Source organism: Streptomyces cinerochromogenes, assembly GCF_014648635.1.
GTDB classification, from domain to species: domain Bacteria; phylum Actinomycetota; class Actinomycetes; order Streptomycetales; family Streptomycetaceae; genus Streptomyces; species Streptomyces cinerochromogenes.
The window spans coordinates 1-24,136 of sequence record NZ_BMRM01000021.1 but is presented as its reverse complement, the minus strand read 5'-3'; the positions used below and the strand labels follow the sequence as shown (position 1 = coordinate 24,136).

The following is a 24,136-nucleotide window of genomic DNA, read 5'->3' as shown; positions in this document are numbered from 1 at the left end:
CCGTGCCCGTCGCGCTCCGGCGGGCACGCAGCCGAGGCCCTCGGGCCCCGTGGCGCGGGCAGCGTCGCACACGCGGCGCCCGCTACCTCAACGCCTTTCGCCCGCTCGGGATGTACCCGCGCACACCATGCCTTCCAGCAACTCGACGGCACGGCGGGCGGCGGGGTGCCGTGCGATCGACTTCTTCACCGCGAGACTCAGATACCGGACCGGAGTGGGGGACACCAGCGCGACGGTCGTCAGGTCCTCCGGCAGCTCGCCGATACCGAGCGCCGGCACCACGGTCAGCCCGATTCCCGTTGCCACGAAGGACATCGCGGTCCGGTAGTCGTGTGTCTCCACCACGAAACTCGGGGCGAACCCGGCTTGTGCGCAGGCGTTGAGGAGTACCTGGCGGCACGCCCCTTCGCGGGGTTCGTTGTCCACCCAATGCCGCTCGGCGAGGTCCGCCAACGGCACCTCCGGCACCTCGGCGAGGGGATCGTCGACGCGGACGACGGCGAGGTAGGGGTCCTCGGCGAGCCTGTGCACATCGACGGACCCGGGGCGCTCGACACCCTTCTCCTCCACGAAGATGTCGACGTCCGGGTCGCCCGACCCGAACTCGGTCAGCAGCAGGTCCAGCCGGAGATCCGGGAACTCGGCACGCAGCGCGGCAACGGTCGGCGCCAACCACGGGGCGCCGGCCGAGCCGAAGTAGCCGATCGAAAGGCTGCCGACCCGGTCGGCGCGCAGATCGCCGACCACCCGCTCGACCCGGCTGATCGCCTCGAACAGCGTCTCGGCCTCGGCCGCGAGGGCCCGGCCGGCCGCGGTGGGCTCGATGCCGCGACCGGACCGTTCGAACAGCTGCAGCCCGGTCTCCCGCTGGAGTGTGGCGAGCTGCTGGCTCACCGCGGACGGTGTGTAGCCGAGCGCGGAGGCGCTCGCGCGGATCGAACCTGTCGCGACGACCGCCCGCAGGACGCGGAGCCGTGGGATGTCCAGCATGCTGTCAATGTACAGCTCTGCTTAACGGATGTGCAGAACTCGCCGCTTGTGCTGTACAGAACGCGGGGATCATGATGCCTGGGTGACCGATCTAGTTGAGACCGCCCGACCCACCGGCGCCGGCAGAACAGACATGGGCAAGATCGCGGCCGCCGCCGGGCTCGCGGTAGTGCTGTGGGCCTCGGCCTTCGTTGCCATCCGCGGCGTCGGGCACGCGTTGTCCCCTGCGCCGTTGGCGCTGCTCCGGCTCGGCATCGCGGCCGTCACGCTCACGGTGATCGCGGCGGCCAGGCGGGCGGTCCGTGTCCGCCTGTCCCGCAAGGCGTTCCTGCTGATCGCGGCGTACGCCGTGCTGTGGCTCGCCGGCTACACCGTCGCCCTCAACGCGGGGGAACGGCACGTCGATGCGGGGACCGCCGCACTGCTGGTGAACCTCGCGCCGCTGCTTGTCGCCATCGCCGCCGGGAAGTTCCTCGGTGAAGGCTTCTCACGGTCCCTCATCGCCGGCGCGCTCGTCGCACTGGGCGGAACCGCGCTCATCGCGACCGGGGCAACCGTACAGCGCGACTGGGCAGGCGTTCTGCTGTGCCTGCTGGCCGCAGCGCTCTACGCCGCGGGCGTCATGATCCAGAAGGTCACGTTGCGCCACGTCGACGGGCTGACCGCGATCTGGCTCGGCTGTGTCGTCGCCACCGTGGTCCTGTTGCCCTGGGCGCCGCAGCTGGTCGGCGAGCTGAAGGTGGCGTCCACCGGAGTGGTGCTAGGCGCCGTCTATCTGGGCGTGTTCCCCACGGCCATCGGTTTCACCGCGTGGGCTTACGCGCTGCGCCGCATGGACGCCGGCCGGCTGTCCGCGGTGACCTACGCCGTTCCGGCCGTGTCGGTGCTGTTGTCGTGGCTGCTGCTCGCGGAGATCCCGACGGTATACGGGCTCTTCGGCGGCGTGCTCTGTCTGACCGGTGTCGCCATCTCCCGCCGGCGGTGAGTCACCGGCGGTCGCCACCGCCGGGGCTCCCGGGTGGCCGGCGGTGGTGACGCGGTGGTCGATGATCCGGTCCGCCGCCGGCCATGGCCCCCCGAACAGCGGCGCGAGTTGTTTTGGTGTCAGGTTCGTTCGCCGGTAGGCCGCGACCAGCGGGACTCGGTCGCCAGCCACGGCGAGATCATTCCACTGCTTCTGGATCCTGCTGCGCGTAGGCAGTGCGGCAGCGTTCGACCTGCCCGGCGACCTGTTCCATGAACCACCGCATGATCTCGTAGGGGACAATGTGCTCGTCGTGGCTGTGGATGTGGACGGTCGGTTCCAGGGCCGGGTCCTCGTCGGGGACGAAGGCCACCAGGAAGGCAGCTCCGGGCCGGTGGGTCATCGCGTCGGGGACATCGGCCCTCGCGGCCGGCGCAGGCACGGCTTCGCTCAGCTCCACGGCCCAGGCGTCGTCGGGCAGGGCGTAGTGGAACTGGACGGCGTAGTGACGGCCTGCGTGTTCTCGCAGCTCTGGCATGTCCGCAGGCTGCCACAGCCGTCGGGCCGGAGTCGCGCGGATATCCGACCCCGGCCCCGGACCCCCGCCGCCCAGAGCCTCGGTCACGCGACTCGGCCAGTGGTTACGGGACGACCCACAGGGCTCGTCCTCAGGGTCAGCCCCTATCCCGGGGGACGGCACTTCCTGGCCGACCCGAACGGGCTCTGGTGCGTGCAGTCGCGAGGCGGAGGAGGGAGTCGACGGGGGAGCGTCGGCGAGTGACGGCAAGGCGGCAGATGCGCGTGTCCGGCACCATGCACCCCGGCGAGATCCGGACGAGAGAGGTCCTAGCAGGCCCCGAGGTCCTCCCAGACACCCCATGGGCCGGTGGTTCCGGGCTTGTCGCCGGTCACCCACCACTTGGCTCGCCAGTTGTGGCCCTCGTAGGACACGGTGTCGCCGCCGTTGTAGACCCGGGCGGGGTCCCAGGTCGGCGCCGTGCAGGTGCCCCCGCCACCCCCTCCGTTGCCCCCGCCGCCGCTGCTCCCGCCGATGGTGACGTCGATGCAGGAATAGAACGCATTGGCGGTGTCGGCGATGTTCCAGACGGCGAGCACCTTCTGCCGGCCCGTGAAGCCGCCGAAGTTCACCTGCTGGCTGACGTCCGCGGCCGGCTGCTGGTTGTGGCCGTCGAACTCGGCGATCTTCTGGCCGTTGATGAAGTACTGCCAGTTCGCGGTGGAGTGCCGGGCCGTGTTGTGCCACGTGAACGTCGCCGTAGTGCCGACCGAAGTGGCTTTCCAGCCCTTGCTGTCGTCGTCGAGCTCGGCGTACTCCGCGTGTCCGCCGCTACAGCTCTGCAGGCCCTTCGGTCCCTCGACGCTCTGCGGTTCGTACTTGATCTGTCCGCAGGCCACGACGCCCTCGGCGCACTGTTCCTGACGGCTCGTCGGCAGCGTCACCCATCCGTGGGCGCCGGCCGTGCTCGCCGGGAGGCTCACGGCGAGCACCGGAGCGACCAGCGCACCGATCGCGAGAGCCGCCCGTCTTCTTGCGTTCATGCCAACTCACCTTCCTACGGGAGTGTGTGGTCACGTCATGGTCCGGTCCAGGGCCCGACTAGGTCTAGACCATAGCCTCACGTCAGGGTCGGTCAAGAGGGCTCGCGGCGACAGACGCTCCCCGCGCCGGACGTTCGGACGTGGTCCAGCGCCCTGTCGGGCGCGTTGTCCAGGGAGGACGAGCCGGGTGATCCGAATTGGTCTAGTCCCATTTTGGTCCAGACCATTGACCCCGTCTCGGGTGGGGGCTATCCCAGTAGTCGGCAACTCCCTGTCCTCTCCAAGGACATCGGCCACCCTCTCCTCACACCGGGACTGACATGAGACTCGTGCGTTCCTTCCGCGCAGCCCTCACCGCTGCCGCCACCGTGGCGGCCGCAACGGGCCTCGCCCTCACGGGAACCGGCACCGCCCAGGCCGCGACGCCGCTGCCGAACCACGTCTTCGCCCCCTACTTCGAGGCCTGGACCGGCGAGAGCCCCGCCGCCCTGTCCGCCCAGTCGGGCGCCAAGCACCTGACGATGGCGTTCCTGCAGACCGCCTCCAAGGGCTCCTGCACGCCGTACTGGAACGGCGACACGAGCATGCCGATCGCCGCCTCGTCCTTCGGCGCCGACATCAAGACGATCCAGAGCAACGGCGGTGACGTCATCCCCTCGTTCGGGGGTTACACGGCCGACACCACCGGCACCGAGATCGCCGACAGCTGCACCGACGTGCAGCAGATCGCCGCCGCGTACGAGAAGGTCATCACCACCTACGACATCTCGCGGCTCGACATGGACATCGAGGTCGACTCGCTCGACAACACCGCCGCCATCGACCGCCGCAACAAGGCCATCAAGCTGGTCGAGGACTGGGCCGCGGCCAACGGGCGCAAGGTGGAGATCTCCTACACCCTGCCGACCACCACGCACGGCCTCGGGGACACCGGCGAGGCGCTGCTGCGCAACGCGGTCGCCAACGGCACCCGGGTCGACGTCGTGAACCTCATGACGTTCGACTACTACGACAACCAGGCCCACGACATGGCGAAGGACACCCAGACCGCCGCCCAGGGCCTGTACGACCTGCTCGCGCAGCTGTACCCGGGCAAGAGCGCGGCCCAGTTGTGGAACATGGTCGGCGTCACGGAGATGCCGGGCGTCGACGACTTCGGCAAGGCGGAGACCTTCACCCTGGCCAACGCCCGCACCGTGTACGACTGGGCGGTCGCCAAGGGCATCAACACCCTGTCCTTCTGGGCGCTGCAGCGGGACAACGGCAGTTGCCCGGGCGGCGCCGCCGCGGACAACTGCTCCGGCATCCAGCAGAACACGTGGGACTTCACGCACGTCTTCGCCCCGTTCACCGGTGGCGGCCCCACCACGCCGTCCAACGACTTCTCCGTCGCGCTCACTCCGTCTTCCGGCTCCGTGACGGCCGGCCAGTCCGCCACGGCCACCGTGAAGACGGCCGTGACCGCGGGGGACGCCCAGAACGTGAAACTCAGCGTCAGCGGAGCCCCGGCGGGCGTCACCGCCTCCCTCAGCCCGACGTCTGTCACCGCGGGCGGCACTTCCACCCTCACCCTGGCCACCACCTCCGCCGCGGCCTCCGGCACCTACACCCTCACCGTGACCGGCGCGGGCACCTCGGGCAGCCACTCGGCCACCTACTCCCTGACCGTCACCGGCGGTTCCGGCAGCCAGTGCACCGCCGCCCCGTGGGCCAAGGACAAGGTCTACACCGGCGGCCAGCAGGTCTCGTACAAGGGGCACACCTGGAAGGCCAAGTGGTGGACGACGGGCGAGGAACCCGGCACCACCGGCGAGTGGGGCGTCTGGCAGGACCTCGGCGCCTGCTGAACCACCGCCTCCCCGGACCTGCCCGGGGGCCGCGCTTCAGCAGGCGGCCCCCAAGACCGTGTCCGATGTGGTGAGGCGGACGAGTCGCTCGTAGCGGTAGATGGCTGCGGCGAGTCCCGGAAGGCGAGATAGCTGCGGGGTGGGCGCTCGTAGCGGTGGTCGAGCGTCTGCCTTGTTTCCGGGTGCCGGTCGGGCGGATCCCGCCACCAGGCGGGTGTCCGCGTCGACGATGCACGGCCTCAGCACGGTGGCGCGTCGGTGCCTAGGCGTGCCGGGCGTGGCGGGTCGCATGCGCTGTGGCGGTGGTGCCGTGCAGCCGCCGCGCGGCACCGAGTGCCAGCACGCCCGAGATCAGCGCGTAGATCCCGATGATCTGGGCAACGGTGATCGCGCCCACGTCCGGCCGGGCCCAGAGCAGCACTCCGGCGACCACGGAGGCGGCACCGGCCAGGAACAGCAGCCACTCATGGTGCAACTCCCGACGGAAGTGCACCGCTGCCCAGATCTCGGAGATGCCGGTGATCACAGCCCAGGCGCCGACCAAGGTGACCAGCGCCAGCGCGGTCACGCCGGGCCAGGCGATGGTGATCACGCCTGCCGCGATGCCCAGGACACCACCGACCGCGTGTGCGAGACGGTGCCCTTTGTCGCCTTCCTTGCGCAAGGCACCGGCCAGCAGCGCCACACCGTCGACGAGCGCGTACACACCGAACAGCAGCGCCAGCGCCAGTACCGTCACCCCCGGCCATACCAGAGCGGCGATCCCGAACAACAAGGCCGCCGCACCCCGCAGCACCAGCATCCACATCAGCTGCCGACGCACTCGCTCATCCCCTTCGCTCGACCGAACCGGTCCCTCACGCGTACCCCGAGTTCGCTCCCGTACCGGGTGGGACGCCGAGGCCGCGGGAGGTGCGGTTACCCGACGCACCGCGCATCGTTCGCGGGAAGGACGGGACTTGATGACGGCATGGACACCCCGCACGACCCCCGCCTGGATGGCTGGGGGACAACTGGGGCGTGGGTAGCATGGCGTGAGCCGGCGCATGCCCGCACATGAGCGGTGCTCAGTCCGCGAGGGTGTGCGGGCCGAGAGTCGCAGGGCCCAGGCGATGCAGGCGAACGAAGCGGTGCACGTCAGCGCGCGGATCAGGTTCCGCCTGACCCAGGCGGTCTCGAAGGCTGCCCGCACAGCGGCGGGATCGGCGATGCGGTCCGGTGTGCCGGCCGCCGCGAGCCGGTCGTTGAGCGGGACGCTGACCGTCCTGGTGATCACCAGCACGGCGAGCTGGAAGGTGGCCGCCGCGCCGATCCACAGCAGCATCGTCCGGTCGCCGTCCCGCAGCACCAGCACGCCCGCGACGCTGACCAGCACCATGGCGCCCAGGACGGACAGCATGAACCAGCCGTTGAGAACCGCCACGTTGATCCGCTGCATCACCTCGATGAAGCTCCGGTCGTCGGCACGGGCCAACCCCGGCATCACCGAGCAGGAGTAGGCGTAGAACAGGCCGGCGCCGAGTCCGGTGGTGAGTGTCGCCCACCATGTGCTGATCAGCGGCACCTACCAGCTGCCCGGCGAGGTCACCGAACGGCTGCTGCGCACGCTGCCGGCCGTGGTGCTGCTGGCCGCCGAGGACGGTCGCCCGTCTCGCCGCCGAGGTCGGCACCTCGCGCGCCGACGCCACTCTCGCCTCGGTCGCCCGTCAGGTCGGCTACAGCAGCGCCTTCGCGCTCAGCACGGCCTTCCAGCGCGTCCGCGGTGTCAGCCCCGCCGATCACCGCGTCCTGATCCGCTCCGAGCCGACCCCCTGACTCCGGCGTTGCCGGGCTGTCGGGCGTTTCTCCTGCATTGTTTGATGCCAGAGTGAATTCGCCAACTTACACCGACGGCGCGGCGGGGGTTGAAGTCCGCAGATCAGGGAAGGTCACCCAGGGGTTTGTGGCATGAGGGGGGACCTTGAGCGCTCTGATCTTCGGCATCATAGCCTCTGCAGCAGCAGTGTTCTCTATCCTGTTTTCTGCTTGGCAAATCCGCCAGCTGACCCGGCAAACGGTCATCACCAACGGAATCGCAGCGGCGTCAGCCATCTACAACAGTGTGGAACGACTCCACAACGTCGGCACACTCATTTTCCAGCATCCTCAGCTGAACAAGTACTTCTTCAACGATGCTCCTGTGCCCGGACCTGGAGATGAGAAGGAACAGGTCCTGACCCTGGCTCACATGTTCGCCGACGCTCTTGACTACGGCCTCATGATCAAATCACTGGCCCCGGGGACAAGTGAGTACGATTGCTGGGATCACTACGTAGCCGGAATGTTCGCATCATCTCCTGCCTTACGGCAGGTTGTGCTCGATCATCCGTCCTGGTGGCCGACGCTGGCACCCCACCTTCCGGAGCCGTCTCCGCCTGCAGGTGTGCCGCAGATTTGATTCGCCACCCTTCGGCATCCGCTACCCTTCGGCGTCATAGACCACTGAGCCGCCTGCCACTGTGATCTGCACGCGCGCATCCGAAATGGGCGCCGCGTGGTTCGTGACGAATCCGGGAGCGAAGATATCGGTGTCCAGCAGAGCGAGGTCGGCGCGACTGCCCACCGCAATGCGGCCGCCTTGATCGTCGTGATTAACGTAGGAAGAGCCGGCGGTGAAGGCGTCCAGGGCATCATCGAGGCTCATGCATTGTTCGGGGAGAAACGGGGCGCGGTCGCGATCCTGGGGTGAGGTTCTGGTGACAGCCACCTCAAGTTGCTGGAGAGGATCAGCCGTGGTCACCGCCCAGTCGCTCCCCATGGCCAGTCGAGCTCCCGAGGCGAGCAATCCGGCAAACGGAAACTGCAGCCTGGCCCGCTCCGTTCCGAGGAAGGGGATCGTGAGATCGTCTCTTTCGCTCGCGCTCTGCGCCCAGAACGTTTGACAATTGGCAACGACTTCCAATTCATTGAAGCGGACGATGTCTTCTGGCTGGACGACTTGCACATGGGCGATTTGGTGACGTCGATCGTTCCTGCCATTGGAGGAGCGGGCGCAGTGAATCGCATCGAGGCTTTCTCGTACTGCACGGTCTCCAATCGCATGAAAGTGCACCTGAAAGCCCTGAGCGTCGAGTTCGGTGACGGCGGTGGCCAACAGGTCTCGATCCAGGTAGGTGACGCCCCGTCGGTCGCTGTGACCGCCGCATCCGTCGCAGTACGGCTCCAGCAAAGCTCCGGTGAAGTTCTCCAGCACACCGTCCGTCATGATCTTCACTGATGTGGGGAAGAACCCGGATCCCAAGTGTGCCGTGGGTGAGACCACCGCGAGTCCACGTTCTCTGCGGGCCAGCAGTTCAGGGAGCTGTTCCATTTCCCGCTTCCTGTCCCACCACAGTGCGCCGACAACGCGTGCTGTCAGTCGACCTTGCGCAGCCAGTGACTCGTACGCGGCTTGTGTGGCGGGGGTGACCCAGGCATCCTGCCAGCCTGTGATGCCTAGAGAATGCAGATAACGCTGAGCGTCCAAGACGGCCGCTTCCCACTCCTGTTGGTCCGGCTGTGGAACGAAGTGGTCGTTGATCCAGTACGCAGCTCCTTCCTGCAAGGTCCCCGAGGGGTTCCCGGTGACGGGGTCACGGTCGATGCGACCGTCGACAGGGTCCGGGGTGTTCCTCGTGATGCCGACTACCTCGAGCGCCCGGGAATTGAGCCATGCGCCGTGCAAGTCTCCGTTGAGCAGAAACACTGGCCGGTCAGGCACGACAGTGTCCAAGTCCTCCTTCCGTGGACGGCCGTTGGGGAAGTGTTCTGCCGCCCAGCCGCCGCCGACGATCCAGGGCTTCGAAGGATGCTGCTGGGCATAGAGGGCGATCGCCTCAAGGTAAGCGGATCGACCCTGCACGTCATGAAGGGAGAGACGCCGTCTGTCCAGTCCCGCGAAGGGCGCGTGCACATGACTGTCCTGGAAACCTGGGACAACCAGCCCTCCAGGCGACTCAATCACCCGCGTATGAGGTCCGATCAGGTCCCGGACACTGGCAAAGTCAGGACCGATTGCGCTGATTCTTCCTCCGCGGACCGCTACGGCTCCAGCCCATTGTCCCTGGCCGAGGCGGACGCGCGCTCCCGTCAGAACGAGATCTGCGGTCGGCCTGCGCATGCGCCCTCCAAGGCGTTGGGTCTCGTCTCATCGGCGTGCATAGGACCAACAGCGTTCACGGTGAAGGATTGACCTCCCTCTCGACCGCAAGACGCCTCTCACCCGCGGACAGCACATGTACGCCGACCGACTAGCCACGTCAAGTCGATTTAGGGTGGTGCGGTGCGCCCTGCGGCCGGTTGCAGCGCCCTCGCAAGCCATGATTCACCGAGAGGCAGCCCCACTCCCTCAGCGCTGAGAGCAGCCCCGCAGTCGACCGCGTTCGATCGCGCGTGACTTCCGCGGAGGGATGCCCTGAGTAACTGCGTGAGTGAGGTTTTCCCAGTGAAATGAGCCCCAGTCGACGTGGGTCAGCCGGCCTGTACCCGGGCGGCGGGGAGGTTGGCGAGAATCGCTGAGACCGTCTGGTCCGGTGTCTGCTCCGACGTGTCCAGCCAGAGCCCGATGTGCGGCGTCTCCTCGCGCAGAGCGTAGTCGAGGGCGTCGACCGTCCAGGCGGCGCCGTATCCGGTCTTCGGGCGCTTGGCTTCTCTGCTCTGCACGGCTGCCGTGGAGGGAGCCAGCACGACGACGTACAAGGGTCGTGTATGCACCCTGGCGACATACCGGCCCAGGTCTTCCCCCAGGACGATGTCCTGGACGACTGCGGTCCAGCCGTGGCGGGCGTACTCGTCGGCCACCAGCGCGGACAGCCGGTAGCGCAGTTCCAGTTGGGCCCTGGCCTCGGCGGTCTCTTCAGGCAGCAGTTCCTCCCTACCGGATACCACCATCCGGCGGAAGACGTCGCCGCGCACGTGGGCGGCTCGGGGTAGCCGCCCGGCCAGCAGTTCGGCCACGGTCGACTTCCCCGCCGCCATCACGCCGGTGATCAGGACGACTGCGGAACCCAGTTCGGTGTCCACGTGGACCTCTCAGGTGAGACGGCATGCGGGAGCCCCCTTCGGAGGCAGGCGTGAAGCCCCTGGCAGGACAGGTCTCACCACAAGATCATGTCCGTAACCACCAGAGGCTCCACATTGGTCACCCATGGTGCCACGCTCGATGTTCCGCGCCACGTGGTGCAGTACCGCGCACGCCTGCTGGCCGCCCACCGCCGTCGCATCGGCACGCCGAAAGGGACGACGCACGTGATCCTGGACGGCACGCTGATCGAGTGCGACCGCGTCGCCGGCGTCCGCGCCAACGGGAACGCCCTGTGGCTCAGCCAGAAGAACAAGGCATTCGGCGGGAATGCGCAGTTCCTGGCGGCCCCGGACGGCACCCCGCTGTGGGTCTCCGACGTCGCGCCGGGTCCTGCCCCGGACATCATCACCGCGCGGATCCACGTGCTCCCCGCGCTCTACAAGGCCGCCGCCGAACTCAGGCAACGCCGGCGCAGCCTGCAGTACGTAACCCTCAGACCGAGCCGCATCGGCGACAACGCCCGCGCTGCCCTCGTCCTCAACGGAATCTGGAAGTGACCACCGTTGAGAAAACCTCAGTGGCTCGCGCCGCGGGAGCGGAAGAACGTTCCCACCTGGCCGTCGCAGGAATTACCGCCCGGCATGTGCCTGGTGATGCCATGGTGGGACGGAACCACACGGGGGCGGCAGGCGTCACCTTCCCCGGTGGGTGTAGGCGCCAGGTGGTGGACGGCGTAGTGAAGGTGGCCGCGATGGAATCAGTGCCCGTGGGCGAGGAAGGAGCTGCGTCGGGCGAGCAGGCCCTGCGGACCACGGCGGCCCTGGACGGGGACGGCACGGTCATCGCCGAGGCCCGTGCTCTGGCCGCCGGTTTCCTCGCCCGTGTCCAGGCCGAGCACGGACTGCCGGTCTCTCAGCGCGCCGTGGATCTCACCCAGTTGGTGGTCAGCGAGTTGGTCACCAACGCCCGCAAGTACGCGCCCGGGCCGGTGCTGCTGGATGTGCGGATCGCCGGGGACATGGTCGAGGTCGTGGTGTGGGACTCCGATCCGGTGCTGCCCGTCGCCCGGGCCGCGGATGCCGGCCGGGTGGGGCAGCACGGTTTGGAGATCGTCATGGCCGTCGCCCAGGGGTTCGAAGCGCAGCGGGAGCCGGTCGGCAAACGCATCACCGTCCGCATCGCCCTGCTCGATGACCCGGTGGGGCGGTCGTCAGACGCCACCCCCTGCAAGGGCGGGTAAGACCCACAGGCCCTTCACGCGAGCGTGCCGGTAGCCGGAGGCCGCTCCGGGTACCCGTCTGCGGCCGTCTTCCGTAAGGGGGCCCGACACCGTGGTCATCGTTGCCTGCCTGCTGCTGCCGTTGGTGGCTTTGGCGTTGTACGGAATGGATCGTGTCGAGGACTGGCTGACCCGCACCCCACGGTCGTCCCGCCACGCCCGCCCGCGGCACCTGCGCCTGATCCACGGCGGCAAGCGTGGACGCCTTGCGCGTCCGCAACCCGGTCGGCGGTCCGACGCCGCCTGACCGAAGCGGGCACGGGCCGGAAAGGCGTCCGGTCAGACCGCCCTTCCTGAGCCTGCCCGTTGGCGGTACCGCGCGCTCATCGGAAGGGGCCGGGGCACGCTGGTGCCGGGCGAACTGCGCGTCCCGCGGCGGCGGGTGACGAGCCGCGTGGTGGCGTGAAGCGGGCCGCCTCGCTCGGGGAGGGCCGAGCAGACGCCCGGCGTCACCCCGGCTCACGCGTAGCGCGTCCACGAGTTCGGCGACAGCGGCGGCGATTGCCTGGTTCTCGACGCCGACCGCCCCGCCGCGGTCACCACCCACGCCTCCCGCCCCGACGAGCAGCCTGGACGAGACAGCCCAGAAGCTGAACGGGACACCAGAGCACGTTTGTTAGGCTCGCTTCGCCTCCCGTGGGGGAAGTCCGGTGAGAGTCCGGCGCTGACCCGCAACGGTGTGCACGGCACCGGATCCGATGGCTGTCGTGCGAGCCCGATCGCCTGCGGGGGCGTATCGACCCGTTGACTGCTCGCCGTGGACTGCGAGAGGGGACCGTACGGCCGGCTCGGCCGTACGGGCTGCTCCTGCTCGACGTCCAGCAGGCGGCCCGTGCGAAGGACGGCCCTCCCGTGCCTCGAAGTACGGCTCCCAGCCGCATACCCGTGCTGCCGCTCAGCCTGGCTCTGGCAGTGCTGCTCCTGCTGTCCCTCGCCGGCGGGGTCGGGCTCGGCGCCGCCGGCGTCGGCTGGACCGAGACACTGCGTTTCCTGTGGGCCGGACTCACCGGCGGGACCGTGCGCGCGCAGGACGCGGCCCTGTACACCATCGTCTGGGAGATCCGGCTTCCACGGGTGCTGCTCGGCGCCGTGGTCGGAGCGGGCCTGGCGGCCGTCGGGGTGGCCGTGCAGGCGATGGTGCGCAACGCGCTGGCCGACCCGTTCGTCCTCGGCATCTCCTCGGGCGCGGCGGTGGGCGCCAACGCCGTCATCCTCCTCGGTGCGTTCGCCGGTCTCGGCGTGTGGGCGCTGTCCGTGTCGGCGTTCGCCTCGGCGCTCGCGGCCATGGCGCTGGTGTACGCCGTCGCCCGTTCGCCGCAGGGCCTGACACCACTGCGGCTGATCCTCACCGGTACGGCACTGGCGTACGGCTTCGAGGCCGTCACCACGGTCATGGTCTTCGGCGCCGCCCGGGGCGAGGCGGCCCGGTCGGCGATGATGTGGCTGCTGGGCAGCCTGGGCGGTGCCACCTGGGCTCAAGTGCCGCTCGCGACGGTCACGGTGGTGGCCGGATGGACCTGGTTGCGGTGGCGGGCCGAGGCGCTCAACGCGCTCGCCATGGGCGACGAGACCGCGGCCGCGCTCGGTGCCGGACCGGTTCGGCTGCGCCGGGAGGTGTTCGTCGTCACCGCGGCCGTGACCGGGACGGTGGTCGCGGTCAGCGGGGCCATCGGATTCGTCGGTCTGATGGTGCCGCACGTCGTACGCATGCTGGTCGGCGCCGACCACCGCCGGGTGCTGGCCGTGGCACCGCTCGCCGGAGCCGTGCTGCTGGTGTGGGCGGACGTACTGTCCCGGCTGTTGTTCGCCCCCGCCGAGCTGCCGGTCGGAGTGATCACCTCGGCGGTCGGCGTTCCCGTGTTCCTGCTGCTGATGCGGCGGGGCGTCTACGCCTTCGGAGGGCGCTGAGCATGCGACTCGACATCGAGGACGTCACCATCGAGGCGGCCGGATCCCGCCTGGTCGAGCACATCGACCTCACCGTGGGCAGCGGGGCGTTCGTCGGACTCGTCGGCCCCAACGGCAGCGGCAAATCGACCCTGCTGCGCTCCCTCTACCGGGCACTGCGACCGGCCGGGGGAGTGGTACGGCTGGACGGCGACGACCTGCACGCCATGGACGCCCGGGCCGCTGCCCGGGCGCTGGCCGCACTGCCGCAGGAGTCCTTCGCCGAGTTCGACTTCACCGTCGCCGAGGTGGTCGCCATGGGCCGGCTGCCGCACCGGGGCCGCACGGCCGCATCGGACCGGGAGATCTGCACCCGGTCGATGGAACGCACGGGCGTCACCCACCTCGCCGACCGCGGGTTTCCGAGCCTGTCCGGTGGCGAGAAACAGCGGGTCCTCATCGCCCGGGCCCTGGCCCAGCAACCGAGGGTCCTGGTGCTCGACGAACCCACCAACCACCTGGACGTCGCCCACCAGTTGGCCGTCCTGTCCCTGGTCCGCGGCAGCGGTCTGACCGTGCTGGCCGCACTCCACGACCTCAATCTCGCGGCAGCCCACTGCGACGTCCTGTACGTCCTCGACTCCGGCCGGATCGTCGCCTCCGGGCCGCCCCAGGACGTTCTCGAACCTCCCCTGCTCGCGAAGGTGTTCGGCGTCCGGGCCCACACCGTCCGGCACCCCGAGACGGACACCGTCCAGCTCCTGTTCGACCTGCTCCCGCCCACCACCTGAAGGACGCCCATGCGCAAGCAGCTTCTCGCCGCCGCCCTCTGCCTCGCCGCGACCGCCGCCGGATGCGGCGCCACGGTGGAGCCGGACCAGGACGCCGGACCCTCCTCCTCGGTCACCCTGACCAACTGCGGCCGCCAGGTCACGTACGACAAGGTCCCCGAGCGGGTCGTCACCAACGACGTCGGCATCACGGAGCTGATGTTCGCCCTGGGCCTGGAGGACCGCATGGCCGGCTTCGCCATGCCCGACGACAAGGGAGACCTGCGCGGCGTGCCCTGGAAGGACGGCTACGACAGGGTCAGGTGGCTGTCCAAGGACCAGCTCACCAAGGAGAACGTCCTCGACAGCCGCGCCGACCTCGTCTTCGCCGGCTGGAACTACGGCTTCCGCGAGGACAGCGGCTTCACCCCCGACGCCCTGGACAAGCTCGGCATCCCCACGTACATCCTCACCGAGTCCTGCCACAACGGCCGTACGAAGTCCTCCCGCGGCATCATGCCGCCCCTGGACGCCTTGTACGCCGACCTCACCAACCTCGGCAAGCTCTTCGGCGTCGAGAAGCGCGCGGCCACACTGATCGCCGACTTCAAGAAGCAGATCGCAGACGTGCGGGCGAAGGCGCCCAAGGGCTCCGACCGTCCTTCCGTCTTCCTCTACGACAGCGGCCGGGACACCCCCTTCACCTCCGGCCGCTACGCCGCCCCCGAACAGATCATCACCGAGGCGGGCGGCGTCAACGTGATGCACGACGTGGCGGACTCCTGGACCACGGTCGGCTGGGAGAGCGTCGTACAGCGGAACCCGGACGTCATCGTCATCTGCGACTACGGTGACGTCAGCGCCGAGCAGAAGAAGAAGTTCCTGCTCTCCTACGCCCCGCTGCGCGACGTCTCAGCCGTCAAGCACCGGCGGATCGTCTCACTGGACTATGCCGACCTGGTCGAAAGTCCCCGCAACCCGTCGGCTGTGGCCCGGCTCGGCACCTACCTGCGGACCGTGCCGGCCGGCCGGTGACGCGAGGGGGCGGTTTCCCCTCCCCGCGTCTCCGCGCCCTTGGGCCCAGGCTCAGCGCACCGTGCTGCGCCCCACGACCGTCCCCGCCCGGTCGATGCAGATGACGTCCACGGCGACCGGCGCTCCGCGCAGCACGGCAAGAGCCTCGTCCCGCGCGGCCTGCGCCACGAGGTCGCCGAGCGGCACGCCGGCGGCCTGGCACAGCTGGAGCGCGGCGAGACCCGTGTTGGCCGCGGCCACCTCGGCGGCAAGCGCGTCGTCCGCGCCGCCGCCGCGGACCAGTTCGGCCAGGAAGCCCTTGTCGACCTGGGAGCGGCCGGAGTGCAGGTCCAGGTGGCCCGCGGCGAGCTTGGAGAGCTTGGCGAAGCCACCGCAGATCGTGAGGCGGTCCACGGGGTGCCGGCGGATGTACTTCAGTACGGCGCCGGCGAAGTCGCCCATGTCGAGCAGGGCGTCCTCGGGCAGGCCGTACGCGGCGACGACCGCCTTCTCGGACGTCGAACCGGTGCACCCGGCGACATGGGTCCGTCCGGCCGCACGGGCGACATCGACGCCCCGCCGGATCGAGTCGATCCAGGCCGAGCAGGAGTACGGCACGACGATGCCGGTGGTGCCGAGTATGGACAGGCCGCCGAGAATGCCGAGCCGTGGGTTCCAGGTGGAGCGGGCCAACTCCTCGCCGTGGTCGACGGAGACGGTGATCTCCACGTCGCCGCTGCCGCCGTGGCGCGAGGCCACTTCGGCGACGTGGTCGCTCATCATCCGCCGGGGCACGGGATTGACGGCCGCTTCCCCGACGGCCAGCGGAAGCCCGGGCCGGGTGACCGTCCCCACGCCGGGTCCGGCCTTGAAGACGACGCCACTGCCTGCGGGCAGCCGCCGGACCGTCGCCCGGACCAGTGCGCCGTGCGTGACGTCCGGGTCGTCTCCCGCGTCCTTCACGATCCCCGCCATGGCGGAACCGTCGGTCAGTTCCTCGGCGGCCAGGGCGAAGGACGGTGTCTGCCCCTTGGGCAGCGTGATCGTCACCGGGTCGGGAAACTCACCGGTCAGCAGGGCGGTGTACGCGGCCGTGGCGGCCGCCGTCGCGCAGGCCCCGGTGGTCCAGCCGTGCCGCAGACCGGTGTGCTCCAGCTGGGCGCGACGACCGCCCTTCGCCTGACCGGACCCCTGCGGCCCGCCCCCTCGGTTGTCCCTCACGCCTAGACCCTCACTACTCCTCATGAACGGACCCGACCTCCCCTGCACCTACTGCTCCTCGGCGGCACCACGGGGGCCCGTCGCCTCGCGGAACTGCTTGACGGCGACCAGCCATGTTCCCCTGCTCGCCCTGCGCCTGCCCGGGTGGGTCCCCGTAGCGGGCGATCGAGGGCACGAGGTGGGGGCGCTCAGGGAAGCGGCCCGGTCGCTGCCCGGTACTCGTCCGACGGGTCTTCCTCCCCACCGGCCGCACGGGCGTGGCAGCTTGCGAAGGCGCCGACAGTTGCCGCGGTGAGTGACGATGTGGTGGCTGCTACCTTCCGGAGCCATGACCGACAACGTGTACGTGGGCAATGCCGGCAGGGACGCGGCGCTCGACCGGGGGTGGCTGCTGGGGCATTTCAAGGACGCCTCCGACCCCCGGCACAGCGAGGACGTGGAGATCAAATGGGGCGTCCACCCACGGGGCGATGAGCGGGCCCAGTGGGTGACCGGCGAAGAGCGCACCGCCCTGTTGGTCCTCATCAGCGGCCGGTTCCGAGTGGAACTGCCCGGGCGCAGTGTTCTCCTGGCCGAGCAGGGGGACTACGTCGTGTGGGGCCGGGGCGTCGATCACTCCTGGTTCGCGGAGGAAGAGTCCGTGGTTCTGACGGTCCGCTGGCCCTCGGTCCCCGGCTACAAGGTGACCGGTGAGGGCGATTCCGCAGGTGGTCAGAGCCATTCGTTGGGGGACGCGACCAGCACGGTGGTCTCGTAGCGGATGGCCGACTTCTCCGTAAGGGAACAAGCCTTCGGTGATTGCGGACTCCGCCGGGGTGCCCGGATCGCCTGATGCAGGTGAGCCCGGCAAACCGTCGTGTCGGTCCGAGGCAGCTGACTGTTCTGCTGGGGCCGCGGCGTTCGGCTTCTTCAGGAGCTGCGGCAGCACTGGTTGCCGTTGCTCAGTGACGGTACGAGGCTGTCGCGATCTCGATGAAGGATCGGATCAATGGATTGGTGTCACCCTCGTTCCACACGGCGACCACTCGGCTCGGCGGCATGTCGACCAGCGGCACCATGGTCAGCTCCGCGGGCAGATCGTGTCCGAGCGGCGCCAGCCCGACCGTGCCGTTCCACAGTACGGCCTGCAGACATTCCTGGACGGCACGCACCACTGGACCCTCGCGTGCCCTGCCGCCGTTCCAGTACGACTGCCAGATGGGGTCGGTGCCCTCCGGGAACGTGAACCAGCGGCGGTCGCTCAGCTCGGCCAGCCGCAGCCACTCGCGGCGGGCCAGCGGATCGTCGGCGCGCAGGACCACACCGACCGGATCGGCCCGCAGTACACGCACCGTCAGGGCAGTCTCGTCGAACGGCGACCGAGTCAGCGCGACGTCGACCAACCCGGCGCGCAGCCCGCAGGTCGGGTCGGTCAGATCGGTGTCGCGGATGCGGATGTCGACGCCGGGGTGGCTTCGGCGGTAGGCGGCGGCCAGCCTGCCCACTCCCGGGTCGGTGCCGTCGCCCAGGATGCCGATGGTGAGGGTGGCGACGCCGGCCGCCGCGCTCACGCGTTCCCGGACGCGGTCGGCATGGTCGAGTAGGGCCCGCGCCTCGTCGAGCAGCACCGAGCCCACCGCAGTGAGCGTGACCCCCGTAGGCGCGCGGGTGAAGAGCACGGCCCCGACATCGGCCTCCAACTGCTTGATCGCCCGGCTCAGCGGCGGCTGACTCATGTGCAGTCGGGTGGCGGCCCGGCCGAAGTGGAGTTCCTCGGCGACCGCCACGAAGTAGCGCAAGGTCCGTAGCTCCACGCTGCCACGATACCCACGGGGTATCGGCGCCGCGGGATGAGTCTTGGACACGGGCAGGGCCGCGGCGGTGCACTCGTGAGCATGACCGAAGAAGCGAAGACCAGCGAGCCGCGGACCGACTCCACTGTGTCGGTGGTGGGTCCCGGCGACGGCGAGACGATCGTTCTCGGCACCACGCGCATGCGCATTCTGGAGGACGGCAGCCACACCGGGCACCGCCTCGCGATCGCGGAGTCCGTCCTCGCCCCGCACACCCAGGGACCGCCACAGCACCGCCATGCCCGACACGACGAGGGCTTCTACGTCCTCTCCGGCACCGTGCGGTTCACCGTCGGGCACGAGGACTACGACGCCACCACCGGCACGCTCGTGATGGTTCCGCCCGGTACCCCGCACACCTTCGCCAACCTGACCGACCAACCCGCCGTCATGCTCAGCACCTTCACCCCCGACCTGTACGTGCAGTACTTCCGGGATCTCCAGGAGGTGCTCGTCAACGGTCGGCCGCTGACGCCGCAGTCCAACATCGACGCGATGAGCCGCTATGCGACCGAGCCGGCCACCGACCTCGCCTGAAGCCGACGGCACCACGGCCCGGCCCGGCCACACTCCTTGGATCCCGACGTCTGCGCGCTGGATGCGGGCCCGGCGGGCCCAGGGGCCCGCGCGTTCTGGGTCCAGGGCCCCGGCGCCAGGCCCTGGGCCCGAGCGGGAGATACTGGCCCCGCCGACACCGGAGTGGGGGAACCAGCCGATGACGTACGTGACGGCGCCGGACGGGACGCGCATCGCCTACCAGCTGCAAGGCGGGGGAGTGCCGCTGGTCCTGCTGGCGGGCCAGGCCAACAACCACCACTGGTGGGACACGGTCCGTGCGGACTTCCACCCCGCCCGCAGCACGCTCACTCTCGACTACCGCGGCACCGGCGACAGCGACAAACCCGACACACCCCACAGCATCGAGCTGTTCGCCCAGGACGTCATCGCCGTCCTCGACGGACTGGGCATCGACCGGGCGGACGTCTACGGCACGTCCATGGGCGGCCGCGTGGCCCAGCAACTCGCCGCCCGTTACCCGCACCGGGTCCGCGCGCTGGTTCTCGGCTGCACCTCACCCGGCGGTCCGCACAGCATCGAACGCGGCAACGACGTCCGCCGAGCCCTCGCCCAGCCTCAGCCCGAAGCCGCGGAGCAGGCGCTGCTGCAGCTGATGTACACCCCCCGATGGCTCGCCGACCACCCCGGCCCGCACCACACCCTCGGTGACCCCGCCATGCCCGCCCACTCCCGGCGCCACCACCTCACGGCCAGCAACCGGCACAACGCCTGGGATCTCCTGCCCGGCATCAGCGCACCCACCCTGGTCATCCATGGAACGGACGACCTGCTCAACCCCACCGCCAACGCGCCCCTGCTCGCCGACCGCATTCCGGGTGCCCGGCTCCACCTCGTCCCCGAAGCCCGGCACGCCTACTTCGAGGAATTCCGCACTCACGCCAGCCCCGTCGTCCTGGACTTCCTCACCACCGTCTCGCAGCAGCCGTAGAAGCACCGCGGCCGCACTCCAGTCGGCGAACCTGCCGGAGTCAGCGGAGACACCCCGACCCTCGGCTCTCACGAACAGTTCCTCACCCTGGACCACGACCTCGCTGTCCGTGGCCGAGGTACCCCCGTGGCCGGGCGGTCAGGCGGTCAGCGCCGCGAGCTCCGCGTTGGCGCGCTCAGTGACCAGGGCGAGGACGCGACCGGCCGCGGCCAGGTCCTCGTCGGGTATCCCGCCCCAGATGCGGGCGGTGACGGGGGCCGTCTCCGCGCTGATGGCGGCGAGCAGTTCGTGCCCTGCGGCCGAGGGGCGAAGGCGCGCGCCGTCCGAGACGAGCAGCTGGTTGGCCAGCAGCTCGTCGAGAGTGGCGCGGATGTCGGCCGGATCGGCCTTGAGGGAGCCGCGGACCTGCGCGACGAGATCGTCCGGCGTCTGCGGAGCGTCGGCGGTGACGGCGGCACGCAGGGCGATCTGCTGCTGGAACGTGATGCCGTGCCGGGCCAGGACGTGCTCCAGGACCCCGCGGGCGGCGTAGTGGGCCAAGCCGAGGGTGCGGGGGTTGGCGACGGGTGCGGTGGTGGTCATGGTGTTGTCCCCTGGGTGCTCTCGTCGTTCGGTAGGGATGGAGCGAGAGGTGCGTCGAGCAGGGTCGTCAGTTCGTCGGTGAACGCGCGCGTCCGCGGGGCGTCGAGGCCGCCGAGCGGCTCCAGCAACTGCTGAAGCAGATCCTGGACCACCGCGATGGCTCGCCGAGTGACGGCGAGACCCTGCTCGGTGAGGGCGAGCTGTACGGCGCGCGGGTCGCGGGGATCGCGGGTGCGCTCGACCAGGCCGGCCGACTCCAGAGCGCGCGCCAGCTTCGAGACGTACAGCGTCTCCAGGCCGGTGTGGTCGGCGAGTCGGCGCTGACTGGGCCGCTCACCGGCGCGCTGCATGCCGTGCAGCGACGCGACCAGTGAGTACTGCGCGTGGGTGAGGCCCAGCGGAGCCACCGCGCGATCGACCGCGACGCGCCATTTGTTGGCGAGCCGCCATACGAGGAAGCCGGGCGTGGGGCCCGGTGAACCCTTGCTCATGGCGGATAGATTACATGGCTACTATATCCATGGCTACTATATCCGGTGGGTCCGAAGGCGCACGCGGTCCGGCGCCGCGCCGGACTGACGGAACGCCTCCGGCGGACCGCCGGCCCTCGCGCTGAATCCCGCCTGGGCTCCCCGGACCCACGTGCCGTTCCGCGCCTACCGCTACGGTCCGGACCGCACCGTCCGGCTCCGCTCCTGCGGCAACCGCTGACGAACCGGGCCCCACGACCGGGCGGACGCCCCCGCGACCGCCCGCCGGCGTCCGAGATCGCGACCGGGCGGCCGCCGCGCTGCCGGAAACACGACGACGACAGCGGCGCGCTACCCGGCGTCCGCGATCCAGTTGCCGTGGAATCCCAGCGGCACCCGGCCGGGCAGATGAACCCGGGCCAGCGGACGACCGCCGAAGTCCACGGCGGAGAGGATCACGAGGTCGGTCGCGCCGCGGTCCGGATCGTTCACGTACGACAGGACGTAACCGTCGTCCTCGTCGCGCGCCCCGCGCCGCGGCACGAACACCGGCTCGCTGACCGCCGCGCCCTCGGGGAAGCGGTGGAACCGCCGGCTGCCGCGCAGCATGTCGTGCTTCACCAGGTAGTTCGTGAACTTCTCGTCCGGCGGCACCCCGTCGACCGTCTCGTACGCGCGCCACATCTCGGCCGCACTCGCCGTGTAGGCGTACCGGTGCCGACGGGAGACCAGGGACTCGTTGATGCGGGGGAACTCCTGCGGGCGGTCGTCCAGCCGGGTGCTGCGGACCCGGCCCGCGCGCACATCGATCGTCCAGCGGTCCAAGGTCGGAGCACCGGTCGCCGAAGGACCGCCCGCACCGCGTCCGGCAGCGTGGAACGGCGCGGGGAACCCGGTGTACTCCACCACGACGGTGTCACCGTCGTCGTAGGCGTTGAGGGTGTGCGAGTAGAACACGGGGTCGATCTCGAACCAGCGCGTGGTGCCGCCGGCGCGCGGCAGCAGCCCGACACGCATGGGGTGCCTGTCGTTCCACACGTACGGCACGAGCGCGCCCGCCTGGGCGGCGGCACCGTCGAAGGTGACCGGTACGTCGACGATCACCACGTACGTCGCGGTGAGCGCGAAGTCGTGCATCATCGGCGCGTCCGCGACGGCGATCCGCGCGGTCCGCGCCACCCGGCCGGTGCGGTCGATCACGGTGTGCCGCACGTGATCCCAGGTGGGGTAGTACGCGATCGCGTGCAGCTCGTCAGCCGTGGCGTCGTACTTGGTGTGCGCGGTGAAGGCACCCGTGAGGGTGGAGCGGAAGTCGTACGGGCCCACGGTGTTCAGCTCGCCGTCCAGTTCGTACGGCAGCGGCCCACCTTCCTGCACGGCCAGGATGCGCCCGTTGTACGGGATGACATGCGTGTTGCACGCGAAGTCGTCCGGCGGCGCCTGACCCGGGTACGTCTCCCCGAGCTTCGCCGTCACCTGCGAGGACCGCACCCAGCGGTTGCGGTACCACTCCGCGCGCCCGCCGCGCAGACGGACCCCGTGCACCATGCCGTCGCCGAGCATCCAGTGGTGAGCACGGACATCCTCCAGACCCAGCGCGTTCGGACCGTTGCGCAGATAGCGGCCGTCCAGGTCACGCGGAACGCGTCCGGTCACCTGGAGATCGAACGCGGTCACCTCCTCGGTGACCGGAGCGAACGCCCCCTCCAGGAACGGGGTCGCCCCCGCCGCGCCGCCGCTCCTCCCGGCTACGGGACTCGTCTGCGCCGAAGCCGTGAAGAAGCCGGGCCCCAGGCCGCTCCCGAGCACGCCGCCCGCTGCCGCGACCGCGGCGCCCTTGAGAAGTCGCCGCCGTGTGTGACGAACCTGACTGGCCATCATGTTTCCCCGTTCCCGTTCTCTTGCCGATGCCCGGACCCGGTGTCCGGACCAGACGCCCGGGCCCGTCGACCGGACGCGTAGTGACGGAAGCAACCCTCCTCCCCACTCGCCCGTGAAGCAGTAGGCCCAGGCCCCGAGTCGGCGGTGGCGCCGGCACCACCCCCGAGCCACCGTGCCGTCCCGATCCGTGGCACCGGGATCCGGCTCACCGGAGCCGCACTTTCCATGACCGATGACTGATGACCGATGACCGATGACCGCTCGGCCGCACTCGGCCCACCGCGCAGCAGTGGCAGCACCAGCCACCGAGGAGGTTGACCAAGACCAGGCCGCCGCCGAGGCGGAGGAGAACACCCGCCTCCGCGCCGAGCTGCTGGCGGCGAACCCATGGATGGCCAATTACGTGCAGGAACCGGCAGCAGTTGCACAAGGGCCCGCACCGGGACCATCCCCGCACGCGCGGGGAGCAGACTCACTGAGCTTCTTCAGCGTTGCCGCTCCAGGGTGAGGACGGCCTTGGCGATTGACGTCATGCGGTTCGGGCTGCATCGGGATCTGCGGAAGATCCGCCAGGACTTCAGACGGGCGACACCGCGTTCGACTGGTGCCCGTGCTGCGGCCAGAGCCCGGTTGACGGTCTTCTCGGTGGGCGTGAGTTCCTGCAGCGGCCTGCGTTTGATGCCCGTGGTCAACCAGGGGCCGCCGCCCTGGTAGGCGAGATCGGCCAGGATGGGAACGCCCTGGCGCTCGCAGATGCGGATGATCCGGTGGGTGCGGGCGGCGGTCAGGTCGTGAGACCGGCCCGGCAGCCCGGGTGAAAGCCACAGCAGTCGGCCGTCTGGATCGGTGACCACCTGCACGTTCACTCCATGCCGGCGATGCTTGTGGGAGTAGTCCGCACGTGAGTCGCCGACCCGGTCGCACTCGGCGAGGGTGCCGTCCAGCAGGACGAAGTCGGGGTCGGCCTCGCGCAGGACTTTCAGCAGGCCCGGCGCTCGTTCGGCGAGCAAGTGGATGACCGCGCTGGTGTAGGCGTGGGCGGTGGACTCGCTGATCCCGAACCCGGCAGCGATCTTCGCCAGGGTGACGTGTTCGCGCAGGTACACCAGTGCCACCATCGCGCGCTGGGACGGGCGGAGCTTGCAGCGCCGATCGCCCTCCCGGGTGACGATGAGCATGGTGACCCACTCCACGAGTGTGTGGGGCAGGTCGAGTGCGGCAGGATAGATGACCAACGAGGCCCCCGGGCAGCGTGATTGAGACGTCAGACATCTCGATCAACAGCCCAGGG

At 69.8% G+C, this 24,136-nt stretch carries 23 protein-coding genes and 3 pseudogenes; 13 read left to right on the top strand and 13 right to left on the bottom strand.

Translation table 11 applies throughout. The annotated features are described in order from the left end of the window. Positions 1 to 87: 87 nt before the first annotated feature. Positions 88 to 990, bottom strand: a complete 903-nt coding sequence (locus tag IEZ20_RS32385; protein ID WP_189305292.1) for a LysR family transcriptional regulator — start codon at positions 988 to 990, stop codon at positions 88 to 90. Positions 991 to 1,123: 133 nt separating this feature from the next. On the opposite strand from IEZ20_RS32385, the gene IEZ20_RS32380 reads away from it, so the two are divergent. Further along, on the top strand, positions 1,124 to 1,975 hold the full coding sequence (locus tag IEZ20_RS32380; protein ID WP_229896378.1) for a DMT family transporter: 852 nt from the start codon (positions 1,124 to 1,126) through the stop codon (positions 1,973 to 1,975). A 54-nt stretch (positions 1,976 to 2,029) separates the two neighbouring features. Here the strand turns inward: IEZ20_RS32380 and IEZ20_RS32375 are convergent. The 3 genes and pseudogenes from IEZ20_RS32375 to IEZ20_RS32365 all read right to left on the bottom strand — a co-directional run. Continuing rightward, positions 2,030 to 2,137: pseudogene (locus tag IEZ20_RS32375) on the bottom strand (IS5/IS1182 family transposase); the annotation flags it as partial. Positions 2,138 to 2,153: 16 nt separating this feature from the next. Then, positions 2,154 to 2,492, bottom strand: a complete 339-nt coding sequence (locus IEZ20_RS32370) for a hypothetical protein (protein WP_189305289.1) — start codon at positions 2,490 to 2,492, stop codon at positions 2,154 to 2,156. A gap of 308 nt (positions 2,493 to 2,800) precedes the next feature. After that, positions 2,801 to 3,514: a lytic polysaccharide monooxygenase gene (locus IEZ20_RS32365; protein WP_189305286.1), complete on the bottom strand. Its 714-nt coding sequence runs from the start codon at positions 3,512 to 3,514 to the stop codon at positions 2,801 to 2,803. Between the two features lie 320 nt (positions 3,515 to 3,834). On the opposite strand from IEZ20_RS32365, the gene IEZ20_RS32360 reads away from it, so the two are divergent. Continuing rightward, a complete protein-coding gene (locus tag IEZ20_RS32360; protein ID WP_189305284.1) occupies positions 3,835 to 5,361 on the top strand; it encodes a chitinase in 1,527 nt (508 codons plus the stop codon). A 262-nt stretch (positions 5,362 to 5,623) separates the two neighbouring features. Here IEZ20_RS32360 and IEZ20_RS40070 read toward each other — a convergent pair whose 3' ends face one another. After that, on the bottom strand, positions 5,624 to 6,925 hold the full coding sequence (locus IEZ20_RS40070) for a DUF308 domain-containing protein (protein ID WP_229896377.1): 1,302 nt from the start codon (positions 6,923 to 6,925) through the stop codon (positions 5,624 to 5,626). Positions 6,926 to 6,993: 68 nt separating this feature from the next. Here IEZ20_RS40070 and IEZ20_RS40895 point away from each other — a divergent pair. Next, positions 6,994 to 7,176, top strand: a pseudogene (locus tag IEZ20_RS40895) (AraC family transcriptional regulator); the annotation flags it as partial. A gap of 145 nt (positions 7,177 to 7,321) precedes the next feature. Further along, on the top strand, positions 7,322 to 7,798 hold the full coding sequence (locus IEZ20_RS32340; protein ID WP_189305283.1) for a hypothetical protein: 477 nt from the start codon (positions 7,322 to 7,324) through the stop codon (positions 7,796 to 7,798). 21 nt (positions 7,799 to 7,819) lie between these two features. Here the strand turns inward: IEZ20_RS32340 and IEZ20_RS32335 are convergent, their stop codons facing one another. Beyond that, positions 7,820 to 9,499: an amidohydrolase gene (locus tag IEZ20_RS32335; RefSeq protein WP_189305281.1), complete on the bottom strand. Its 1,680-nt coding sequence runs from the start codon at positions 9,497 to 9,499 to the stop codon at positions 7,820 to 7,822. Positions 9,500 to 9,849: 350 nt separating this feature from the next. After that, positions 9,850 to 10,401 (bottom strand): AAA family ATPase, encoded by a 552-nt coding sequence (locus IEZ20_RS32330; protein WP_189305279.1) that lies wholly within the window; start codon positions 10,399 to 10,401, stop codon positions 9,850 to 9,852. 87 nt (positions 10,402 to 10,488) lie between these two features. On the opposite strand from IEZ20_RS32330, the gene IEZ20_RS40505 reads away from it, so the two are divergent. From IEZ20_RS40505 to IEZ20_RS32305, 5 genes are all read left to right on the top strand, one after another. Further along, entirely contained in the window at positions 10,489 to 10,959 is a 471-nt protein-coding gene (locus IEZ20_RS40505; RefSeq protein ID WP_268253091.1) for a transposase family protein, read from the top strand. A gap of 194 nt (positions 10,960 to 11,153) precedes the next feature. Next, positions 11,154 to 11,642 carry an ATP-binding protein gene (locus IEZ20_RS32320; protein ID WP_189305277.1) on the top strand — a complete coding sequence of 163 codons (489 nt, stop codon included), beginning with the start codon at positions 11,154 to 11,156 and terminating at the stop codon, positions 11,640 to 11,642. Positions 11,643 to 12,533: 891 nt separating this feature from the next. After that, on the top strand, positions 12,534 to 13,589 hold the full coding sequence (locus tag IEZ20_RS32315) for a FecCD family ABC transporter permease (protein WP_373304012.1): 1,056 nt from the start codon (positions 12,534 to 12,536) through the stop codon (positions 13,587 to 13,589). Between the two features lie 2 nt (positions 13,590 to 13,591). Then, the gene (locus IEZ20_RS32310) at positions 13,592 to 14,359 is read left to right on the top strand and encodes an ABC transporter ATP-binding protein (protein ID WP_189305275.1); all 768 of its coding nucleotides are present in this window, start codon (positions 13,592 to 13,594) and stop codon (positions 14,357 to 14,359) included. A 9-nt stretch (positions 14,360 to 14,368) separates the two neighbouring features. Continuing rightward, positions 14,369 to 15,373 carry an ABC transporter substrate-binding protein gene (locus IEZ20_RS32305; RefSeq protein WP_189305273.1) on the top strand — a complete coding sequence of 335 codons (1,005 nt, stop codon included), beginning with the start codon at positions 14,369 to 14,371 and terminating at the stop codon, positions 15,371 to 15,373. Positions 15,374 to 15,424: 51 nt separating this feature from the next. On the opposite strand, the gene IEZ20_RS32300 is transcribed toward IEZ20_RS32305, so the two are convergent. Then, the gene (locus IEZ20_RS32300; RefSeq protein WP_189305271.1) at positions 15,425 to 16,573 is read right to left on the bottom strand and encodes a cobalt-precorrin-5B (C(1))-methyltransferase; all 1,149 of its coding nucleotides are present in this window, start codon (positions 16,571 to 16,573) and stop codon (positions 15,425 to 15,427) included. Between the two features lie 103 nt (positions 16,574 to 16,676). On the opposite strand from IEZ20_RS32300, the pseudogene IEZ20_RS40055 reads away from it, so the two are divergent. Beyond that, positions 16,677 to 16,854, top strand: a pseudogene (locus IEZ20_RS40055) (cobalt-precorrin-6A reductase); the annotation flags it as partial. A 47-nt stretch (positions 16,855 to 16,901) separates the two neighbouring features. Further along, entirely contained in the window at positions 16,902 to 17,330 is a 429-nt protein-coding gene (locus IEZ20_RS32295) for a cupin domain-containing protein (RefSeq protein WP_189305269.1), read from the top strand. 184 nt (positions 17,331 to 17,514) lie between these two features. Here the strand turns inward: IEZ20_RS32295 and IEZ20_RS32290 are convergent, their stop codons facing one another. Continuing rightward, on the bottom strand, positions 17,515 to 18,366 hold the full coding sequence (locus IEZ20_RS32290) for a LysR family transcriptional regulator (RefSeq protein ID WP_229896376.1): 852 nt from the start codon (positions 18,364 to 18,366) through the stop codon (positions 17,515 to 17,517). An 81-nt stretch (positions 18,367 to 18,447) separates the two neighbouring features. Here IEZ20_RS32290 and IEZ20_RS32285 point away from each other — a divergent pair, with 81 nt between their 5' ends. After that, entirely contained in the window at positions 18,448 to 18,942 is a 495-nt protein-coding gene (locus IEZ20_RS32285) for a cupin domain-containing protein (protein WP_189305267.1), read from the top strand. Positions 18,943 to 19,120: 178 nt separating this feature from the next. Further along, positions 19,121 to 19,912, top strand: a complete 792-nt coding sequence (locus tag IEZ20_RS32280; RefSeq protein ID WP_189305264.1) for an alpha/beta fold hydrolase — start codon at positions 19,121 to 19,123, stop codon at positions 19,910 to 19,912. A 138-nt stretch (positions 19,913 to 20,050) separates the two neighbouring features. On the opposite strand, the gene IEZ20_RS32275 is transcribed toward IEZ20_RS32280, so the two are convergent. From IEZ20_RS32275 to IEZ20_RS32260, 4 genes are all read right to left on the bottom strand, one after another. Next, positions 20,051 to 20,494 carry a winged helix DNA-binding protein gene (locus IEZ20_RS32275; protein WP_189305262.1) on the bottom strand — a complete coding sequence of 148 codons (444 nt, stop codon included), beginning with the start codon at positions 20,492 to 20,494 and terminating at the stop codon, positions 20,051 to 20,053. Continuing rightward, positions 20,491 to 20,985 carry a MarR family winged helix-turn-helix transcriptional regulator gene (locus IEZ20_RS32270; protein WP_189305260.1) on the bottom strand — a complete coding sequence of 165 codons (495 nt, stop codon included), beginning with the start codon at positions 20,983 to 20,985 and terminating at the stop codon, positions 20,491 to 20,493. The genes IEZ20_RS32275 and IEZ20_RS32270 overlap by 4 nt, the downstream gene beginning before the upstream one ends. A gap of 330 nt (positions 20,986 to 21,315) precedes the next feature. Beyond that, complete coding sequence (locus tag IEZ20_RS32265) at positions 21,316 to 22,842, bottom strand: carotenoid oxygenase family protein (RefSeq protein ID WP_373304011.1); 1,527 nt, start codon at positions 22,840 to 22,842, stop codon at positions 21,316 to 21,318. Positions 22,843 to 23,330: 488 nt separating this feature from the next. Beyond that, positions 23,331 to 24,080 (bottom strand): IS5/IS1182 family transposase, encoded by a 750-nt coding sequence (locus tag IEZ20_RS32260; protein ID WP_053639592.1) that lies wholly within the window; start codon positions 24,078 to 24,080, stop codon positions 23,331 to 23,333. Positions 24,081 to 24,136: the final 56 nt, after the last annotated feature.

Excerpts from the sequence above, each read along its gene's own strand:
- IEZ20_RS32385 (WP_189305292.1), bottom strand. The coding sequence starts at position 990 with ATGCTGGACATCCCACGGCTCCGCGTCCTGCGGGCGGTCGTCGCGACA.
- IEZ20_RS32380 (WP_229896378.1), top strand. The coding sequence starts at position 1,124 with ATGGGCAAGATCGCGGCCGCCGCCGGGCTCGCGGTAGTGCTGTGGGCC.
- IEZ20_RS32370 (WP_189305289.1), bottom strand. The coding sequence starts at position 2,492 with ATGCCAGAGCTGCGAGAACACGCAGGCCGTCACTACGCCGTCCAGTTC.
- IEZ20_RS32365 (WP_189305286.1), bottom strand. The coding sequence starts at position 3,514 with ATGAACGCAAGAAGACGGGCGGCTCTCGCGATCGGTGCGCTGGTCGCT.
- IEZ20_RS32360 (WP_189305284.1), top strand. The coding sequence starts at position 3,835 with ATGAGACTCGTGCGTTCCTTCCGCGCAGCCCTCACCGCTGCCGCCACC.
- IEZ20_RS32335 (WP_189305281.1), bottom strand. The coding sequence starts at position 9,499 with ATGCGCAGGCCGACCGCAGATCTCGTTCTGACGGGAGCGCGCGTCCGC.
- IEZ20_RS40505 (WP_268253091.1), top strand. The coding sequence starts at position 10,489 with ATGTCCGTAACCACCAGAGGCTCCACATTGGTCACCCATGGTGCCACG.
- IEZ20_RS32320 (WP_189305277.1), top strand. The coding sequence starts at position 11,154 with ATGGAATCAGTGCCCGTGGGCGAGGAAGGAGCTGCGTCGGGCGAGCAG.
- IEZ20_RS32310 (WP_189305275.1), top strand. The coding sequence starts at position 13,592 with ATGCGACTCGACATCGAGGACGTCACCATCGAGGCGGCCGGATCCCGC.
- IEZ20_RS32305 (WP_189305273.1), top strand. The coding sequence starts at position 14,369 with ATGCGCAAGCAGCTTCTCGCCGCCGCCCTCTGCCTCGCCGCGACCGCC.
- IEZ20_RS32295 (WP_189305269.1), top strand. The coding sequence starts at position 16,902 with ATGACCGACAACGTGTACGTGGGCAATGCCGGCAGGGACGCGGCGCTC.
- IEZ20_RS32285 (WP_189305267.1), top strand. The coding sequence starts at position 18,448 with ATGACCGAAGAAGCGAAGACCAGCGAGCCGCGGACCGACTCCACTGTG.
- IEZ20_RS32280 (WP_189305264.1), top strand. The coding sequence starts at position 19,121 with ATGACGTACGTGACGGCGCCGGACGGGACGCGCATCGCCTACCAGCTG.
- IEZ20_RS32275 (WP_189305262.1), bottom strand. The coding sequence starts at position 20,494 with ATGACCACCACCGCACCCGTCGCCAACCCCCGCACCCTCGGCTTGGCC.
- IEZ20_RS32270 (WP_189305260.1), bottom strand. The coding sequence starts at position 20,985 with ATGAGCAAGGGTTCACCGGGCCCCACGCCCGGCTTCCTCGTATGGCGG.
- IEZ20_RS32265 (WP_373304011.1), bottom strand. The coding sequence starts at position 22,842 with ATGGCCAGTCAGGTTCGTCACACACGGCGGCGACTTCTCAAGGGCGCC.